Raw genomic sequence first — 17,149 nt, 5'->3', positions numbered from 1 at the left:
GCCATGCGGCCCAGATCAAACAAATTCTGCTCTTGCCAAAGCTTTTGCGCCTGGTCTAAATTGATTCTCTGCATAGATTTTCCGCGGTCGAGTCGGTTTTCATGGGGAAAAAGACTTTCCGGATTTAAGCTGTATATTGTTTTTGAAGGACAAGTCTGAAAGGTTTACAGACTGTAATTCCCGGTAAAGGAGTATATTATGATGGATATTCACAGGGATCAAGATATAAAAAAACTCCTGCAAAAGGCAGTGACCATAGCGGTGGTGGGGGCCAAGGACAAACAGGGGCAGCCGGTGGATGCCGTGGGCCGCTACCTCATTCAGGCAGGCTACAGGGTGATTCCGGTACATCCCAAGAGAAAGGGAGTGTGGGGCCTGGATACTTATCCGGACCTGACCGGGATTCCTGAACCCGTAGACATTGTTGACCTCTTCCGGGCTTCGGACTATTGCCCGGATCATGCCCTGGAAGTCCTGGAAATGGAGCATACACCCGCGGCCTTCTGGATGCAGCTTGGGATCACCTCGGCCCAGGCTGAAGAAATTTTGAAGGATAAGCCTATCCAGGTTATCCAGGACAAGTGCATCATGGTGGAACACCAGAGACTTTTGGGAGCATAAAGGATTGAAGCAGCCCAGACCAGCCTTTGACTGTAAAATTTGCGGGCAGTGCTGCCAGGGTTCCGGAGGGATCGTGGCCACACTGGCAGAGCAGCAAAAAATCGCCGACTACCTGGAAATGGACCTGCTGGAATTTCAGAAGATCCATGTGCAAAGAAAGGGCGACAAATTTTTTATCCGCAACAATGACCATGGATGGTGCATTTTTTTCGAGTCCGGCAAAGGCTGTGCTGTTCATCCGGTCAAACCACGTACATGCAGGGCCTGGCCTTTTTTCCGGGGCAACCTTATGGATGAGTCCAGCTTCGAGATGGCCAAGGATTTCTGCCCGGGCATTGATCCCGATGCGGATTTTCAGGAATTCGTCAGGCAGGGAATGAAGTATCTGCAGGAGCAGGGCCTGGGACGCGAACTTGAAGACGATGCCGGGAATGCGCTGCGTACCTCGGATATAGATTGATAACAGCTGACAGAACAATAACAGCATCTGACACATAGAATGGACAGGCAGGAAAGTTTGAGGATACTGGGCCTTGGCCCGGATGCAGACCTGGAGAGCATCAAGAAGGCTTACAGGGAGCTGGCCTTTGAGCTGCACCCGGATCTAAACCCCGATGATCCGGAGGCCGGGTACAAGTTTCACCAGGTGAACACCGCCTACGTCACCCTGCGCAAGCAGGCCAGGGAAGGTTGGCAGGACTCTGCTGAAAGCGGTAAAAAAAGCAGGGCGTCCCGCAAGGAGGCCACAAGGACATATGAACGCCATGCAAGGTCCGAGGCCGCCCGGGAGAGCACGGAGAGCAAAAGGCATTACGAGAGCAGCGCACAGCAGGCCAGGGAAGGTTTTTTTTACCGACAGGAAGAGGTGCTACGGGATATTCTCAAAGATCCCTTTGCCAAGCAGGTATTTGAAGATATTTTCAAGAGGCTTAAAAGGGACAAAAAGGATACTCATCCTGCAGAAATCAAGAAGCGCAGGTTCAAGCTTGAGTGGGGCAGGATCAATCTGGATGTGGATCTCTCCGGGGGGGTATTTGCCGGAATAAAGAAATGGTTTTCCTCCCAGCTGGATGACGAGCAGACTGTGTATTTAAGCCCGGTCAAGCTAAGACCCGGGAGCAGTATCCGCATCAATGTGGAGCGCAGGTGGGCCGGGCCGCCCCAGGTGGTAAGCGTCAATCTGCCGCAGGATTATGTTGTGGGCCGCCCGGTGAGGCTGAAGGGCCTGGGCCGCAAGATAGGACCATGGAAGGGGGATCTGTACCTGAGGCTGCTGGCCAGATGAGCCGGGAAATGAGGCTGAATAAGGCCCTGGCCCGGGCTGGAATATGTTCCAGGCGCAGGGCGGACGAGCTGGTTTTTTCCGGCCGGGTAAAGGTGAATGACGGAGTTGTCCGTGAGCCCGGAATCAGGGTGGACCCGGAAAAGGACAGCATCATTGTAGACGGCCGCCCGGTGAAAATTGAGACTGAACAAGAGCGCGAGCTTGTCCATGTCATGCTGAACAAGCCGGTTCAGGTGGTGACCACCACGAGCGATCCCGGGGGCAGAGCCAAGGTCACGGACCTGCTGCCGGACAGACTTAGACGCATGCGCCTTTTCCCTGTGGGCCGCCTGGATTATTTTTCCCAGGGGCTTTTGATTCTTACCAATGACGGGGATCTGGCGCACAGCCTGACCCATCCCTCCAGAAAGATCCCCAAAATTTACCGGGTTAAAATGCGCGGGGATCTAAGCAAAAAGAAGCTGCAGATCATGCGCCGGGGGATGGTGCTCAGTGAAGGGGAGAAGCTGGCCCCGGTGGAGGTGAAAATACTGCAGCAGACCAGGGATTCAGTCCTTGCGGAAATGACCCTGGTGCAGGGGATCAACCGTCAGATCCGCCGCATGTGCCGGGATCTGGGTCTGGTGGTACTGTCTCTGGTCCGGATAAGGCAGGGTCCGCTTGCTCTGGGTGATCTCAAGCCCGGAGAGTGGCGCTACCTTGAGCCAGGGGAAGTCAGCCAGCTAAGGAAGTGGTCATCCAGAACGAACCACCCCCAGCCCCTCCTTAACCAAGGAGGGGGGTAGTGAGTGCTGTATGCATGCTACAAAGCAACGTGACAGCAGCATATTTAAAGAATTTATCAAAAACTGTATTTATTTGGCAGGGGATTGACCTGCCGGTATTTTGCTGTACCCACAGGACGTAAACCCGAAAATAACCGGGCCATCTCACTCCTCAAAGGCCCTGGTGATGACCTGCTCCCTCTTGAGGGGGCAGAAGGAGGGGAATTTTTCTTCCATCTCCGGAATGGGCCTTTTTGAAGGCATGGACACGTTGCACTCCATTTTGCCATTCTCAAGGGTGTTGCAGAAAGGGCATTCCGAAGAACACTTCTTGACCACTATAACCATGACTTTCTCCTGTTCGGGGTTGAGCTACTTTTTACAGAGTCATTTTGACGGGCCGCAGCAACAGAAAATCAGTCCACCCGGCCTTCCCGGATTTCCACGTCTTCGGGGCTGAATTCAAACTTTTCCCGGTCCAGCTCAGGGTCTGTCTCCATTGATTCAAGTCTTAGTTCATTGCCGTTGCCAAAAAAATCCACCAGCAGGATACGGTGCAAAAGGCCCTGGTCATCCGACCACAGATAGGCCAGGACCAGGTCCGGTTCCGGACTGGCCGGGACCAGCTTCAGCTTGTGCAGCCCGTCTTCCATCCCCTGTTCTTCCACCTGGAAATCCTCTGTAAGCTTGGCCTGACCGGATATGAAGTTGATCATGGCTCTTGAGGTGAGCACCTCTTCCACTTCGTATTCGTAGGCCACTTCATCATCAGGAAAATAGTTCCACACTTTGTCCTGGTCTATAACCAGCAGTTCCTGGTGGGGAGCATCGGCTTCCCAGCGGACCTGCAACGGTTTTTTAAAGTAGATGCTTCCGGTACGTTCCTGGGTCTCCTTGGTGGCCGCGTTGGTCAGAATCTGCACGTAGTCGGCCTTGAGCCCTTCCAGGGCATCAAGGCGGTCCTGGACCCTGTCCACCACCTCCTGGTCTGATGCCGTTGCCGGCAAGGCAAAGCATAATATAAGTGTCAAGCTTAATATAATAATACGTTTCATAATTTTTCCTGCCAGCTGGACGCTGGTGTTATGGGTTGGTTTTATGATCAATTAGAAATAATAATCTTCCGGGATGAGTTTGTAAAGAAAGATTGTTTTTTGCCTGCAAACATTTATTAAAACAGCGGCGGACTGTGATGGATGAAGAGTTTTAATTCCTGTCTGCCGGAATTGCGTACTCCATGCTCTGCACCTGCCGGGGCAAAGATGTAGTCGTCAGCCGCTACCGGGTGCCAGGAACCGTTTAAGTATACCTCACCCTCACCGGAGACCACGTATATGGAATCCGCCTGGGTGTCATGGGTGTGCGCGGGTATTTCCACCCCGGGCTGGATCAAAAGCTGGGAAACTCCCACAGCCGAGCTTTCCTGGCTGCTTACCTGGATGGCTATCCTGACCCCGGAAAACTTTGGATGATCCTTGAACTCTCTGTCTCCGGCGGGAAAAAGACTGCCCTGCATAACAGAACCTCCTGTAAAAGATAATTGTGCCTTGTCCTCTAATTTTTTTGGCAGCAGGCGTCAATCCGGAGGTTACGAGGCTACGGGCAGTTCGTCCCAGGAAGTGGTGTACCTGGGGGAGAGTTTTTCCCTCTTTATGCCCCAGTCGCCGGGGGCATAAAGGGTCTCCGCGGGCTGCAGGGTATTGCGGCCCCACCTGGCATTGATATGGTCCATTGCAGACATGAGTTTTTTTTCTTTCTTTTCCCGGCCGGCCCCGGGCTGAAAAAAAGTGGGCCTTTTCCGGGCCCGGGGTTCGATTCTGGTGAGCATTACCCCGGCTTTCTTGTAGCTGTATCCCGGCCTGTATATCCCCTCGAGGGCATTAAGGGCATGCCGTATAAGTGTCGGGGTGTGGTCGGTGGGGTACATGATATTGGCTGTTCCGGACGGGGAATGCTGTGGAAGATCCTGTCTGAACCTGTTGGTATACACAAAGACCGTTACCCCGGAGCAGACTGATCCCTGGTGGCGCAGTTTCTGCGCGGCCCGGGTTACATAGCAGGCCAGGGCGGTCTGCAGTTCCTGCAGTGTTTCCACGCAGCGCCCGAAGGACCTGGAGCTGATTATGGTCTTGTTGGGTCGCGGGGTCCTGTCCAGGAAATGACAGGGTATGCCCTGCAGTTCCAGCAGGATATGCACCCCCTCCACGGTCATCCTGGACTGTACCCAGTCCCTGGACTGCCGGGAAAACTGCAGGGCGTTTCTGACGTTGTAGCTTTTAAGCAGCAGGGCATACCTTCTGCCTATCCCCCATACGTCTTCCACGTCTGTCAGCTCCAGGCAGGTGCTTCGCATTCCCGGTGAACCCAGGTCCAGAACCCCGCTATGCTCCAGGTGCTTTTTGGCGAAGCGGTTGGCGATCTTGGCCAGAGTCTTGGTGGGGCCGATGCCTATGGACACGGGCATGCCCACCCACTTTAGTATTTTTTCCCTTAGGTCCCGGGCAAAGCTCTCGGGGCTTTGGGGAAGGCTGTCCAGGATCAGAAAGGCCTCGTCTATGGAGTAGACCTCCATGTCCGGGACGATCCGGTTCAGGCTGCTCATGACCCGGGAGGACATGTCTCCGTAAAGGGAGTAGTTGGAGGAGAAGACCTGGACCCCGTGCTTTTCAAATATTTCCCTGTGCTCAAAAGCAGGGGCCCCCATCCTGATGCCCAGGGCCTTGGCCTCGTTGGAGCGGGCTATGACGCATCCGTCGTTGTTGGACAGCACCACTACAGGCACGTCCTGCAGAGAAGGGTCAAAGACCCGCTCGCAGGAAACGTAGAAGTTGTTGCAGTCCACAAGGGCGAACATTCTGGTCATGCATAGCCTCCCGTGCAGTCTGGAAAATATTTATCCAAGCTTTCTGATCACCGCCGTGACCACTCCCCAGATATGGGCCTCCATGGCATCGGTTATTTCGATGGGTCTGAACCCGGGGTGCTCCGGGACCAGGACGCCGCGTCCCTGCCTGTAGCGAAGCCTTTTGACCACCATTTCGTCATCCAGCACGGCCACTACGATCTTGTTGTGGGCCGGTTCCACGGATCTGTCCACCAGGAGGATGTCCCCGGGCAGTATCCCGGCTCCCTGCATGGACTCTCCGGCCACCCGGATGAAAAAGGACGCGGCCTGGTTGTGTATCAGGTACTCGTTGAGATCCAGGGTCCTGTCCAGATAGTCGTCAGCCGGAGAGGGAAACCCGGCCGGAACCAGAGCTGATACTTCAGGCAGCAGTACCTCGGGGCTTTCCGCCCTGGGGGACATGATGCGGCTTTTTTTGCTCATTAGTAAGTCCCCGAGGCAATTCAGCTCAGTTCATCTATGTTTATGCGCCTTCCGCAGGACGGGCAGCGCATGAGTTCGCGCATCCTGGCCATGGGTCTGAAAAGGTGGTAGATGCCCCGCCCGGTGAAGACGTAAGCCACATAAACCTTGTGTCCGCAAGCACAGAATCTTTCCTGCATGACTTTCCTCCTTGCTGTGGATTTAACACAGATTTAAAAAAACATGTTGGTAACTTTATCTGACACCCTACCCATCTGGATTACGAGCACGGTGTAAACTCCCCTCCTTAGCCAAGGAGGGGCCGGGGGTGGTTGTATGAGATCCCTTCCTTATTTCGGATGTTGCCCCGAAGGGACCTCTTTTCCGCGCAGGGTCGCGGAAAAAGCCTGGTTTACTTTTGTAAACAAAAAAGACAAAAAAAGCCTGTATCCCTGAACCCCTGGGAACAGGCGGCGACATATGGTTCCCGGTTCCCGGCTTCAGGAATACTCCCGGCTGCTCCACAACACGCGCCCGACGATTCTCAGGGAGTCCACTTCGTCGCCGTGCAGGGTGATGGATGAATACCTGGGGTTGGTGCTCAAAAGTATGACTATTCCCGGAGCTGATTCCACCCTTTTTACCTGCAGGCCTTCCTCCAGGCCCAGCACGAATGGACTCCGGCCGGTGATCTTTTTCTGGCCCAGATCCACCAGGATGTTGTCACCCTCTTCCAGTTCCGGGGACATGCTGTCCCCCATGACTTCCATGAGAACCAAGTTTTCCGGATGTCCCTTTTTTCTTAACCAGTCCGTGGCAAAAGGGATCTCGTCAACGATATTGTCCCGTACATCCAGGGATCCCCCCCCGGCACAGGCTCTGGCCGAGACCCTGGGCACGAAAAAGGTGCCTTCCCGGCCGGCCTGGTAGACCGGTCCCTTCCCGGTCTGGATCCAGTTGGGATTTATGCCGAATACAGAGGCGATTTTCAGGCTCCAGGATGCGGGCACACCTCTTTTTTTGGCCAGAGTGATGGCGGTCGCCCCCACCCCCAGGATATCGGCCAGCTGCCTCTGGGTGTTTATCTCCGTGGCCCTGGCCACGCGTTGAAAAAAATCCTCGAACTGCATTATGATCCTCTTGTTTTCGAGAGTTTACAAAAGTAAACATTCTTGTCAAGAAAAAAGTCTTTATGCGCTGCAAAATTATTTTGTCCGGAAAGAACATTCAACTAAAGCGGGGACCGGCGGCGGCTAACCCTGCCGGGGACGTCCGATCTTGGAGTAGTATTCCTTGAGGTCCCTTCGGATGAACTTGCGGACCCGGTCCAGGCTTGCCCCGGATTGAAACAGGTGCTGTCTGACGGTGCGCTGCCTGAGCTGGTCCAGCACATGGCTTTTGACCTTGGCCCATAGACTCCTGCGGTAGTCGCTGTCCAGGTGGACAAGGTTGTCGGGATTGCGCAGGGTTTTCTGTAGAAGGTTTCTGAAGCGGACTCTGGCGAAGATGACCCAGCCCAGGACGAAAGTCAGCAGGGCTGCGGCAGCAGGGACGATGACCTCCATTGAAAGAAGCGATGTCTGGGTTATTCCGGAAAAAAGGCCCTGGTCCTGCAGAGGTTGGTGACCCTGCAGGAGGACGAAGCCAAGGGCAAAAACGGCCAGGGCTGCAGCCAGGGTCCATTTGAAGGTGCCGGAGAGGAGCTGCCTGACCCTCCTGGAGAAACGGTGCAGGGCCTCGCACACGAGTTCGAGTTCCCCGGTTTTACGATCGATGTTTTCCAGGATATGGTTGATGCGCATGGCCTGGGCGCTGCCGATTTTTTCTTTGAGTTCCTGGCGTTCCTGGGGCCATTCCTGGTTGGACTGGTCCAGTCTGGCTTCCCTGGGGGAGTAGGTAAGAAAGACGTGCGGCATGTCCTTTCTCCCGGTCATCTGGGAGATATTCCAGCAAAGGGTGCCGTAGGAGCGGATAAGGTCGCTTAAATTGTCGCATTCATCAATTCTGCTCATAACATACACAACCCTGTCTTCGCCCGTCCTTCCAGGCAGTATGTTTCTGATGGTGCTGAAGTTTTCCTTGATGGTGCCTGCCTTGTGCGGATCGAACATGAGAACAATCATGTCCGCCATGGCAGCCAGTTCTCCAATGACCTCCAGGTACTTGTAGCCCCGGTCTCTTTCCGCGGTGGAGTCGATCATTCCCGGGGTGTCTATGATGGCCGTGTTTTCCAGCAGTGGAGAGGGGACGTTTTTGAGGCAGAGGTGGGAAATGAGGTTTTCCCCGTACGCCTTGAGCCCGGCGAAAGGGTACCTGGGATCGTTTACCAGGGTGGACCCGGGGGTCTCTCCGGGGACATTTTCACCGTCATTGGTGATTACAGTGAAGGAATCGTCTGTAGGCGCCTGGCCGGTTCTCTGTACGTCTATTTCCAGAAGCTCATTGATGAGGGTGGACTTTCCCGAGGAATAGCTGCCGATGACCAGGATCAGGGGCTTCCATTTCATGGTGGAGTCAAGCCAGTTTACATCCATGCCGTATTTGGAGAAAACAGGTGCGATTGTCTTTCGAACCCTGTCCTGGATCTCTTGCTGAAAAGCCTTGTCGTCCATGATTGCATCCCCGTGTTTATGCAATATGCAGTTGAACAGCCTGTAATATTACAGGCTTTTTAAATAAATGTTACATGAATGGTAGAAACTAAAAAGGGGCTTCATCCATCCCGCCGGCTTCGGAAGGGAAGGCTGGTCCCATCTTTTCCTGGCTTTCCCTGGCCTGGGATTGATCCCTGCCCTGTTCCGGGGCAGCTACATAGGATTCCCCTCCCTGGCTTTGCCCCTTGGAGTCCAGTCCCTGAACTCTCATAGCTACTATCTCAGTGGTATATCGGTCCTGGCCCTGTTGATCCTGCCATTTCCTGGTCTGCAGTTTGCCTTCCACCAGCGCCAGGCTGCCTTTGCGAAGAAAGTTGGCGCAGAACTCGGCGGGTTTATTAAAGACCACCACCCGGTGCCATTCAGCCTTGTCCACCTTGTTGCCGTCCCGGTCGGTGTAAGATTCGTCCGTGGCTAAACTCATGTTGACCACAGGCTGACCGTTGGCTGTATAGGCCAGCTTTGGGTCCTGGCCCAGCCTGCCCACTATGATAGCTTTATTCATTGACCCTGCCATATATCCTCCTTACGGTTCCTTGTTCTATGAATTCAGTCAGCGCACCACGTTTTGCTGCATGCGGTCCAGAACGTCTTCAAGCTCGTAGGCCGCCCTGTCCGCGGCCCTTGGGTCCCAGTCGCTCAGGCTTCTCTGGAGTTTGTCGCGCAACTGCCCTGCGGTCTGCAGATCCTTCTGGATGGCCTCTTTGAGGTTTGGAGACAACTGCCCAAGTTTGTTGCGGTCCACGAGGGCGTCCACAAGCTTGATGTGGAAATCTTTTTCAGCTTTGATCTGCAGGCTGTCCATGTCAAAGGCTGCTTCTGCCAGATCGCTCCACCTTTTTTTGGCTTCCTCGGGGTCAAAAGTCTGGGCCATGACCCGGATCTGGATTATTTCTCCCATGACGCATACTCCGGTTGAGTTTGAATTTAAAAAAATCAGTAATTGTTCAGTGACTGGTCTCTGTTTTTATTCTGGCAGTCACCAGGATCCCAAAGCTATTCCTGTTCTTCCCATCCGCTTTGAATTTTGTCAATGACTGCCTTGATGTCCTGGACCTGGTTCTCGGGGCAGACGCCGAAAAGGGGGGCTCCCGTCTCCACGCTTTCATTGGAGTTGAAGTAAGCTGTGTAGATTATCCCCTGCGGTCCCTGATAGGTAATGGTGGTCTCGCGTTTCATCCTGGAAAGAATAAGCACCTCGTCGCCTTCTTTGACGCTGACGGAACGAAGGCCCTGGGATTTTATCTTGGTGTCGATCTCGGATACAAAATAATAGCGCCCTTTCTCCGGGGCAATGAAGAGATGCAGGGCTTTTTTAAGGATTATGTCCATCACCTCCTGCTTGGTCAGGCAATGCCTGATCTTCATAAGCGGTGTGCCGGCCTGGACAAACTCCCGGTCGCTGACGTCGTAAAATTCCACCACCTCGCCCTTTTCCGGGGCATAAATGGGTTTGGGGTTGCCTTCGCGCACTAACCTGGCCAGCAGTGTACCGGGACGCTCAAGCCATGTCCCTGAGGCCCCTTTGACCTTTACTCCTGTCTGGTTGACTGCGAATTCGATACGCCCGGAATGCGGCGCACTGACGGTTATTTCCTTGTATGGGGCCTGTTTTATTTCATTTAAAAGGGATATGGTGTCGATCAAGGCATGGCTCCTTTATTGGCGGAAGCAATGTCACTTCTGCTTATTACCTGTAATATAAAAACTCCCCACCCATGGTCATCAGGGCATGGTGCAGGTTGTTTCTGATCTCCCGGCGGTCCCAGATGCCCTGTATGTGTCCCCTGGACAGAGCCTGAAAGGACTTGTGGTAGTTGGGGGGGATGTCCATGCCGGTGGTTTCCCTGATGACTCCGGGGCCGGCAAAGCCGATGTTGGCTGAGCGGATGGCGAATTGGTAAGGTGAACATCCCAGAAAACTGGCCACGGGTCCGGCATAGGAGTTGGTGTCGTAGACCACGAGATACAGTCCACCGGATTCCAGGTATCTGCGCACAGCCAGGGTGCACCTGGGCATCTGAAGAAGTCCGTTGGTGCCCTCCTGGATCCGGATGCCGGCTGTGCCGTGCACATAGGCCAGAAAGGGCATATGCTTTCGCCTGGCCTGTTCCGCGGCCCTGATGAATTTTTCCCCTTCAGCCGCGCCCACGCTTCCGCCCCTGAACCTGGCCAGGAGCATGGCCACCGCTACCTGGATGCCCTTTATTTTGGCCTCGAAAGTCATGCAGGCACTCTTGTGTCCGGTCTGCTTCTTGGCCTTGTCCAGCTTGTGGGTCAGTCCGTCGAATTCCAGGGGGTTGGAGGCCTCTATGGGGGCATTGAATTCACGGATGGAGCGGGAATCAAATACATTAAACAGGTACCATTCATATTCCATGGGAAAGTGATGTCCGCAATGGCTGCAGACTCCTGCAAAATCTCCGAAAAGGTCCGGGGCCCACAAATCCAGGCAGTTGTGTTTCTCGCTGTTGGGACAGGTCAGGGTCTTGTCCTGGTTGGCCTGAGGGCTTACGTACCTGCAGTGTTCGTTCCAGGACATGCCCGCTTCCCAGGTGGAAAGGGTGGTCAACTGACAGGCGTCCTCCCTTTCTTTTCTGACCCAGGGAAGCTTCTTGAAGAGGCTGGAAAAGCGGTGAGTGACCCTGTCCATGAGGGCATGTACTTCGCCCTGCACGTCTTCAGCCAGGTGGGTGATGGCCCTCTGGTGCCGGCCGAAGAATTCGTAGCGCAAAAAGGAATAGACGGACCAGCCGGTTTCCAGGACAGCGCTTTTACATTTCTGAAAGTTGGTGGACCTGTCCTGGTATGCCCAGGAGCAGAGCCCGCGGTATTTCTGATATCTTCTCCAAATCAGACGTTCCTTGGACTTGGAGGATATGCTCCAGCGGACATAGATATTGGGGTTGTTGAGCTTTCTAAGGGCAATGGCTCTGAAGAGCTTGACCCCGCGGATGGAAAGAACAATCTCATCGGTGGCCAGGATGACTTCCCGGCGCAGTTTGCGGAAAAAGTCGAAATGATCAGGCCTGGCCCCCAGGGGCGGTTCCTGCAGGATGCGGTCCACGTAGCCCATTTCCAGGTTGTCCCTGGCGGTGATTCTCAGCTGCCTGGCGCAGCTTTCCACCAGTTGTGCCGAGGCCTTGCGGGTGGAACTGGAGCGTCCTTCAATGGCGGCTGCTCCTTCCGGGGATATGACCGAGTAGTAGCCGTGGGAGAGCATTATCCTGGTGTCGGTCAGGCCGATGGCTTCGGCTCCCCCGGAGCCCCCTTCGGAAAGAACGGCTATCACCGGAACCCTGATGCCGGCCATGGCGTATATGTTTCTGGCTATCTGCTGCGCTGCGCCGGGGTAGTCCTCGATGGGATATGATCCCGGGGTGAATATGTAGGTATGGATGGGTATGTTTTCGCGCTCGGCAACCTTCATGTATTCCAGGGCCTTGGCATTGCCCCAGGGTTTTACCGAGCCCCCGTTTCTGAATTCCTCGCCATGGCCTTTTTCCTGGCCGATGACCATTACCGGCTGCTTGTACGTCTTTTTGCCCACATTGCGGGTTATGTAGGCCCGGGCGATGATCATGGACGGGTCGATGCTGTATTCGCCCTGCCCACCGATCTCTGTATAGTTGTCGTAGACGTTTTCCAGGATGTCTTTGAGGCAGACCCTCTGGGGATGACGCACAATGCGCACCCTGTCCATGGGGGTCAGCTCTTTTTCCAGCTTGTTCTCCAGGAAGCTGAAGAGGTCGCTTAGAGATGTCAGCTGTCGCTTAATCTGTCCCGGGCCAAGAGATGGCAGGTTGTGGATGAAATCCTGCAGTTTGGAGCGCAACAAAGTGATATTGGTGTTCTCCCTGTTGCCGAATATGTCTTCGATGTATTGCAGACGTTCTCTTAAGTCCTGGATCTGTTTTTCTATATCTGTCATATTTTTGGGGAGTTAAAGGGTTGTCTGTGTTCAAAAAATCAGCAGTCTGTCTGTTTTCTCTTTGAGGTAGTTGATGTTGGATTTGAGAGGTTCACCCACGTTGTTTCTGCCCTCCAGGGTCAGCTGGTTCAAAAAGCTGATTCCACGCTTTTTGGCTTCTTTAAGGTCTTTGCCCCAGACGATGCCCAGGGCCAGGTTGGGGTCGAATTCCGTAGGGATGTCGTAAGCCCGGTCCCTGGGGATGTGCGTGTGCATCCTGAGCCAGGGATGTTCGGGCCAGGAAAATTGCTCTATTCTGCCCACCCAGGGGGTGAATGCATTGTCCGGGTCTTCGGCCAGGATGCGGTACTCTATGCCTACACCTTCAAACCTGATGCTGCTTTGATCAAAGTCCATCTTTTCCCCGAGGCCGATGCGGATCTGCTCCCGGATGAGGTCCACCTCCATGTCCTCAATGCGGGAGGTAATGGCCGAGACTCCGTTTTCCACCTGGATGCGTGTATTGACCTCCATGAGAAAGGGTTCCCCTGTGGGGCTGACTATCCATTCCCAGGTGCCGATACTGTTGTAGCCCACATTCTGAGCCATGCGTACGGAATAATTTATGATGTCGTCCAGTACCCGCCCGGCGTCAAAGGCGTAACTTATTGCACCGGGATCAAATCCCGGTGCAACTTCGATTCTTTTCTGCCTGCCTGTACTTTGCACTGTGCAGTTGCGGGTTCCGAAATGCACCACGTTGCCATGGCTGTCTGCCAGGATCTGTACTTCCAGGTGATTGAAATCAAAAAGCCTTTGCTCGATGAGCACGCCCTCGTCCCGGAACTGTCGGCGGGCGTAGTTTTTGACCTTTCTAAGGACGTTGCGGAAGCGATCGGGATCATTGACCTCCTCGATGCCCATGCCTCCGCCTCCGGCAGAGGCCTTGACCAGGATTACAGGCTGTTCAATACCCTGTTCCTGCTGGAAATTGAAAAGAGAGCGGGCTATCTCCTCGGCCTCCAGGTCGTCGAAGATGGGGCGGTCTGAGCCGGGTATGGTGGGTACGCCCAGTTGTCTGGCCAGCCTCTTGGTGTTGATTTTGTCTCCCAGGTCCTGGATTATTTTCCAGGAAGGCCCGATGAACTCCAGTTTTCTGGTTCTCTGGACCACCCGGCGAGCAAAACGGAAATCTTCGGCAAAGAATCCGTACCCCGGGTGCACTGCTGTGGCCTGGCTCTGGTCAGCCACGGCGAAAATCTCGTTGGGATCCTGATAGGAGCTTATGCGGTAAAGGCAGTCTTCACCGCCCTGTTTTAAAGCCTCTGTGCAGTGTTCCGACTGGGCATCCTCCCTGGTGTAGACGCAGACAAAGTCATGACCCAGGTCCATACATGCCTTGAGTATGCGGATGGCGATTTCTCCGCGGTTGGCAATGAGCACTTTATGTTTTTTCATTTTTTTCTTCGGCCCTTTTTTTCTTTTTGGCGGCTATCCATTTTTTCTGCACTTCCAGAACCAGCTTGTCCAGTCCGGCCTCCTGGCGCAGGCCAAGGTCATGAAACTCGCAGGCCAGCATGAAATCCCTGTGCCTGACAAGCAAGGCCTTGAGTTCTTCCAGATAGGTTCTGTCTTTGATGAGCAGGTCGAGCTCCATTTCGTCACCGGGCTGGTAGTCCAGATGCTGTCTATAGGTGTTTTCAAAAGCAACACCAGTGGCGCTGATGTCCTGAACTGGAAAAGCATGTTCAAGACCCCTGATACGCACGTAAAGACCGGGGATAGAGATCCTGTATGCCCTGCGCCTGGTGCCGGTCTCGTAATCGAAGTTGAATTCGCCAAAGAAATCAGACATCTATCCCCCGATATGCCTTTCCAGGACGAATTCCACACGCCTGTTCCTGGCCCTGTTGCCCTCTGTGGTATTAGGATAGAGGGGTTGCAGGTCGGCGTATCCAGTGGCGGTCATACGTCCGGGATCAATACCCTCCTGCTTGAGAAAACGCAGGGTGTTCAGGGCGCGCAGGGAGGATATTTCCCAGTTGTCCTCGAACCTGCCGCCTTCCCGGGGAGGGATGTTGTCGGTATGTCCTTCAATATTGATGCGTTGCTCAGAGTGTCGATTAAATATATCTCTCATGTCCTGCAACAGTTCTTCTCCTTCCGGCCTGAGTTCCACCTCTCCCAGGTCGAAAAGCACTTCCGAGGGCAGGGTCAGGGTTATTTTGCCCTCATCCAGCCTGGCTCCCACTATGCCTTCAATGCCATGTTCATTCTGATAGTACTGGATATCGGCGAATGTCTCCTGCTGGGCCTCTTGGAGCTGGCGGAACTGAGTGGCTCTGTCCATGAGGACGCCGGACGTGTCTGTTCTGACCCGCATTCCCCAGTCTTCGGTTTCTTCCCGGCCCAGGGACTCCCGCACAGATAAAATGGTTTCCCGGAACTTTTCATCGCTTAAAGTGGAAAAAGAGAACAGCAGCACAAAAAAGACCAGCAAAAGAAGGGCAATGTCTGCAAAAATGGTGATCCAGTTTTTAGGCTCGTCTTCTTCCTGGTCCTGCTCCATTTCAGCGGATCTGGAGGACAGGCTGTATTTATCTTCGCTCATTTTTCCTCTCCGCCGGGGGCACGAAGGATGACAGCTTCTCGTAGACCACCCTTGGGTTGTTGTTTTCAAGGATGGACTGGGCGCCCTGGAATATGATTTCCAGATGCAGGTTCTCCTGCTGTGTCCTGCTCTTTAGTTTGCCTGCAATGGGCAAAAAGAGCAAGGTTGCAAGAAGTGCCCCGTAAAATGTGGTCAGGATGGCCACAGCCATGGCCGGTCCTATGGAAGCCGGATCATCCAGCATGGTCAGCATCTGGACCAGTCCTATAAGGGTCCCGATCATCCCGAAGCTGGGGGCGTAGGTGCCCATTTTTTTAAATACATCCTGGATAACTGCATGCCGGTTGCGCAGGGCGACTATCTCGATGCGCAGGGTCTGGGAAATGGTTTCCGGGTCAGTATTGTCGGCTATAAGCTGGCATGCTTTTTTCAAGGTTGAGTTCTCGGTCTTGATGTTTTCCAGGGCCAGCAGTCCGTCCCTGCGGCTGATTTCGGCTATGCGGACCATAGTGTTTACCACGTCGTTGGCGGTGACGCTTTTTCCGGCAAAAATGTAAAAAGCGGCCCGAAAGGCCTTGTTGATGTCCGTAACCGGAAAATTGATGCTGGTGGCGGCCATGGTTCCCCCAAGGACTATCATGACCCCGGGGACGTTGACAAAGGTATCTACTGCTCCGCCTATGAATATGGCACCAATTATAAGGGAAAATCCTACAATGATGCCGAAAAAAGTTGCAAAATCCATAAAGCATCCTTATGATTCCTGGCTTAGCGGGTTGGGCTGGGACGTATGCAGTGCTCCGGGGATTTTTTTGGGTTATCTTCACGAAAATTGCAATGATTAATCCCGGTTTTTTATGGGTGAGCAAGCCAGAGCAGGAGACAATATAACATGTCGACAGAAAAAAACAAGGTTTATGAAGCCCTTGGCTATTTAAAAAAAATTTTTCCGGATTTTCGCCCGGATGTTCTGGTGGTGCTTGGAAGCGGCCTGGGAGATCTGGCCCGGGATTTCAAGCCCTTTGCAAGCCTTGATTACAGTGATGTCCCCGGGTTTGTTGATTCAACAGTAGAAGGGCACGAAGGCACTCTTTTTCTGTGCCGGGATCAGGATCTTTGCCTGGCGGTGATGAGCGGCCGGGTCCACCTGTATGAAGGCAGAAGCCCCGGGGAAGTGGTGCGCAATCTGCGGGTCATGGGGCTCTGGGGAGCCGGGACAGCTGTTCTGACCAATGCAGCCGGGGCCCTGAACCCTCTTTTTTCCACAGGCAATATAATGCTTATCACCGATCACATCAATATGACCGGGGAAAACCCCCTGGTGGGGGATAATGTGCAGGAGTGGGGACCCAGATTTCCGGACATGAGCAATATCTATTGCCGGGAGCTACAAAGTCTGGCAGCCGGGGCAGCTCTGGAGGCGAAAATCCCTTTGGAGAAAGGAGTATACATGGGTATAAAGGGTCCTTCCCTGGAGACTTCTGCGGAAACTAAGGCATTCAGAAAGCTTGGTGCTGACTCCATCGGCATGTCCACCACCCTTGAGGCTATAGCCGCCAGGCACCTGGGAATGCGGGTGCTTGGATATTCATGCCTGACCAACAAGAATCTTCCTGACTGCATGGCCGAGACCTCTCACGAGGAAATCCTGGAACAGGCCCGCAAGATAAACAATAACCTGGTGACACTGCTAAGGGAAACCCTGCCCCGACTAACCGGGGTGGTCAGGGGTCAGTAGTCAGGGGTCAGAGGTCAGGGGGCTTTGTCCAGCACTCAACTTGAGTAAGTGATTTTGCCATCCGGGGCGCAGGCCCCTCTGGGCCGGAGGCCGAGCCTGGCGGGATTGGCAGCTCAAGTTGAGTGCTGGATCGTTAGAGAGTTTTCATCCGGAAACGGTTCTTTTTCCTTTTGGCGGCGTCAATCTGTACAATTATTCGTCAACGTATTAAGATACGCCTCCTCATAATTGCTTGATTTCCTTGCCAAAAGAAAAAACT

The 17,149-nt window shown here is 53.9% G+C and carries 21 protein-coding genes; 5 read left to right on the top strand and 16 right to left on the bottom strand.

Going from position 1 to position 17,149, the window contains the following annotated elements; genetic code table 11:
* Nucleotides 1-198: 198 nt before the first annotated feature.
* Genes D5S03_RS11065 through D5S03_RS11050 form a run of 4 tightly spaced genes read left to right on the top strand, consistent with a single transcriptional unit; the run spans nt 199 to nt 2,691 of the window.
* Complete coding sequence (locus D5S03_RS11065; protein ID WP_287044011.1) at nt 199-621, top strand: CoA-binding protein; 423 nt, start codon at nt 199-201, stop codon at nt 619-621.
* A 4-nt stretch (nt 622-625) separates the two neighbouring features.
* Complete coding sequence (locus D5S03_RS11060) at nt 626-1,081, top strand: YkgJ family cysteine cluster protein (RefSeq protein WP_287044010.1); 456 nt, start codon at nt 626-628, stop codon at nt 1,079-1,081.
* A 39-nt stretch (nt 1,082-1,120) separates the two neighbouring features.
* Nucleotides 1,121-1,906, top strand: coding sequence for a J domain-containing protein (locus D5S03_RS11055; protein ID WP_287044009.1), 786 nt, complete (start codon nt 1,121-1,123; stop codon nt 1,904-1,906).
* Nucleotides 1,867-2,691: a pseudouridine synthase gene (locus D5S03_RS11050; RefSeq protein WP_287044008.1), complete on the top strand. Its 825-nt coding sequence runs from the start codon at nt 1,867-1,869 to the stop codon at nt 2,689-2,691. Before D5S03_RS11055 ends, D5S03_RS11050 begins: the two co-directional genes overlap by 40 nt.
* A 144-nt stretch (nt 2,692-2,835) precedes the next feature.
* On the opposite strand, the gene D5S03_RS11045 is transcribed toward D5S03_RS11050, so the two are convergent.
* The 16 genes from D5S03_RS11045 to D5S03_RS10970 form a co-directional block, all read right to left on the bottom strand.
* Nucleotides 2,836-3,018, bottom strand: coding sequence for a hypothetical protein (locus tag D5S03_RS11045; protein WP_008870254.1), 183 nt, complete (start codon nt 3,016-3,018; stop codon nt 2,836-2,838).
* A gap of 68 nt (nt 3,019-3,086) precedes the next feature.
* On the bottom strand, nt 3,087-3,725 hold the full coding sequence (lolA, locus tag D5S03_RS11040; RefSeq protein ID WP_008870255.1) for an outer membrane lipoprotein periplasmic chaperone LolA: 639 nt from the start codon (nt 3,723-3,725) through the stop codon (nt 3,087-3,089).
* Nucleotides 3,726-3,841: 116 nt separating this feature from the next.
* Nucleotides 3,842-4,186, bottom strand: coding sequence for a cupin domain-containing protein (locus tag D5S03_RS11035; protein ID WP_008870256.1), 345 nt, complete (start codon nt 4,184-4,186; stop codon nt 3,842-3,844).
* A 72-nt stretch (nt 4,187-4,258) separates the two neighbouring features.
* Nucleotides 4,259-5,533 carry a Y-family DNA polymerase gene (locus tag D5S03_RS11030; RefSeq protein WP_008870257.1) on the bottom strand — a complete coding sequence of 425 codons (1,275 nt, stop codon included), beginning with the start codon at nt 5,531-5,533 and terminating at the stop codon, nt 4,259-4,261.
* Nucleotides 5,534-5,563: 30 nt separating this feature from the next.
* Nucleotides 5,564-5,998, bottom strand: a complete 435-nt coding sequence (locus D5S03_RS11025) for a LexA family protein (protein WP_008870258.1) — start codon at nt 5,996-5,998, stop codon at nt 5,564-5,566.
* A gap of 20 nt (nt 5,999-6,018) precedes the next feature.
* Nucleotides 6,019-6,177, bottom strand: coding sequence for a hypothetical protein (locus D5S03_RS11020; RefSeq protein ID WP_008870259.1), 159 nt, complete (start codon nt 6,175-6,177; stop codon nt 6,019-6,021).
* A 300-nt stretch (nt 6,178-6,477) separates the two neighbouring features.
* Entirely contained in the window at nt 6,478-7,107 is a 630-nt protein-coding gene (locus D5S03_RS11015; RefSeq protein ID WP_008870260.1) for a LexA family transcriptional regulator, read from the bottom strand.
* A gap of 123 nt (nt 7,108-7,230) precedes the next feature.
* Entirely contained in the window at nt 7,231-8,589 is a 1,359-nt protein-coding gene (locus D5S03_RS11010; protein WP_008870261.1) for a dynamin family protein, read from the bottom strand.
* A gap of 88 nt (nt 8,590-8,677) precedes the next feature.
* Nucleotides 8,678-9,148 (bottom strand): single-stranded DNA-binding protein, encoded by a 471-nt coding sequence (locus D5S03_RS11005; RefSeq protein ID WP_008870262.1) that lies wholly within the window; start codon nt 9,146-9,148, stop codon nt 8,678-8,680.
* 36 nt (nt 9,149-9,184) lie between these two features.
* Nucleotides 9,185-9,532 carry a hypothetical protein gene (locus D5S03_RS11000; RefSeq protein ID WP_008870263.1) on the bottom strand — a complete coding sequence of 116 codons (348 nt, stop codon included), beginning with the start codon at nt 9,530-9,532 and terminating at the stop codon, nt 9,185-9,187.
* Between the two features lie 95 nt (nt 9,533-9,627).
* Nucleotides 9,628-10,278 carry a biotin/lipoyl attachment domain-containing protein gene (locus D5S03_RS10995; RefSeq protein WP_008870264.1) on the bottom strand — a complete coding sequence of 217 codons (651 nt, stop codon included), beginning with the start codon at nt 10,276-10,278 and terminating at the stop codon, nt 9,628-9,630.
* A gap of 43 nt (nt 10,279-10,321) precedes the next feature.
* A complete protein-coding gene (locus D5S03_RS10990) occupies nt 10,322-12,562 on the bottom strand; it encodes a carboxyl transferase domain-containing protein (protein ID WP_008870265.1) in 2,241 nt (746 codons plus the stop codon).
* A 30-nt stretch (nt 12,563-12,592) separates the two neighbouring features.
* Nucleotides 12,593-13,999, bottom strand: a complete 1,407-nt coding sequence (locus D5S03_RS10985) for an ATP-binding protein (RefSeq protein WP_287044001.1) — start codon at nt 13,997-13,999, stop codon at nt 12,593-12,595.
* The gene (locus D5S03_RS10980) at nt 13,986-14,396 is read right to left on the bottom strand and encodes a PilZ domain-containing protein (RefSeq protein ID WP_008870267.1); all 411 of its coding nucleotides are present in this window, start codon (nt 14,394-14,396) and stop codon (nt 13,986-13,988) included. The genes D5S03_RS10985 and D5S03_RS10980 overlap by 14 nt, the downstream gene beginning before the upstream one ends.
* The gene (locus D5S03_RS10975) at nt 14,397-15,152 is read right to left on the bottom strand and encodes an OmpA/MotB family protein (RefSeq protein ID WP_008870268.1); all 756 of its coding nucleotides are present in this window, start codon (nt 15,150-15,152) and stop codon (nt 14,397-14,399) included. It lies immediately after the preceding gene.
* A complete protein-coding gene (locus D5S03_RS10970) occupies nt 15,139-15,897 on the bottom strand; it encodes a motility protein A (protein ID WP_008870269.1) in 759 nt (252 codons plus the stop codon). Before D5S03_RS10970 ends, D5S03_RS10975 begins: the two co-directional genes overlap by 14 nt.
* Nucleotides 15,898-16,044: 147 nt before the next feature.
* Here D5S03_RS10970 and D5S03_RS10965 point away from each other — a divergent pair, with 147 nt between their 5' ends.
* A complete protein-coding gene (locus tag D5S03_RS10965; RefSeq protein WP_287043999.1) occupies nt 16,045-16,890 on the top strand; it encodes a purine-nucleoside phosphorylase in 846 nt (281 codons plus the stop codon).
* Nucleotides 16,891-17,149 lie beyond the last annotated feature (259 nt).

Origin of the sequence: Desulfonatronospira sp. MSAO_Bac3, from assembly GCF_003838035.1 — a bacterium.
In the GTDB taxonomy this organism is placed as follows: Bacteria; Desulfobacterota; Desulfovibrionia; order Desulfovibrionales; family Desulfonatronovibrionaceae; genus Desulfonatronospira; species Desulfonatronospira thiodismutans.
This window is presented reverse-complemented; position numbering and strand designations above follow the sequence as displayed.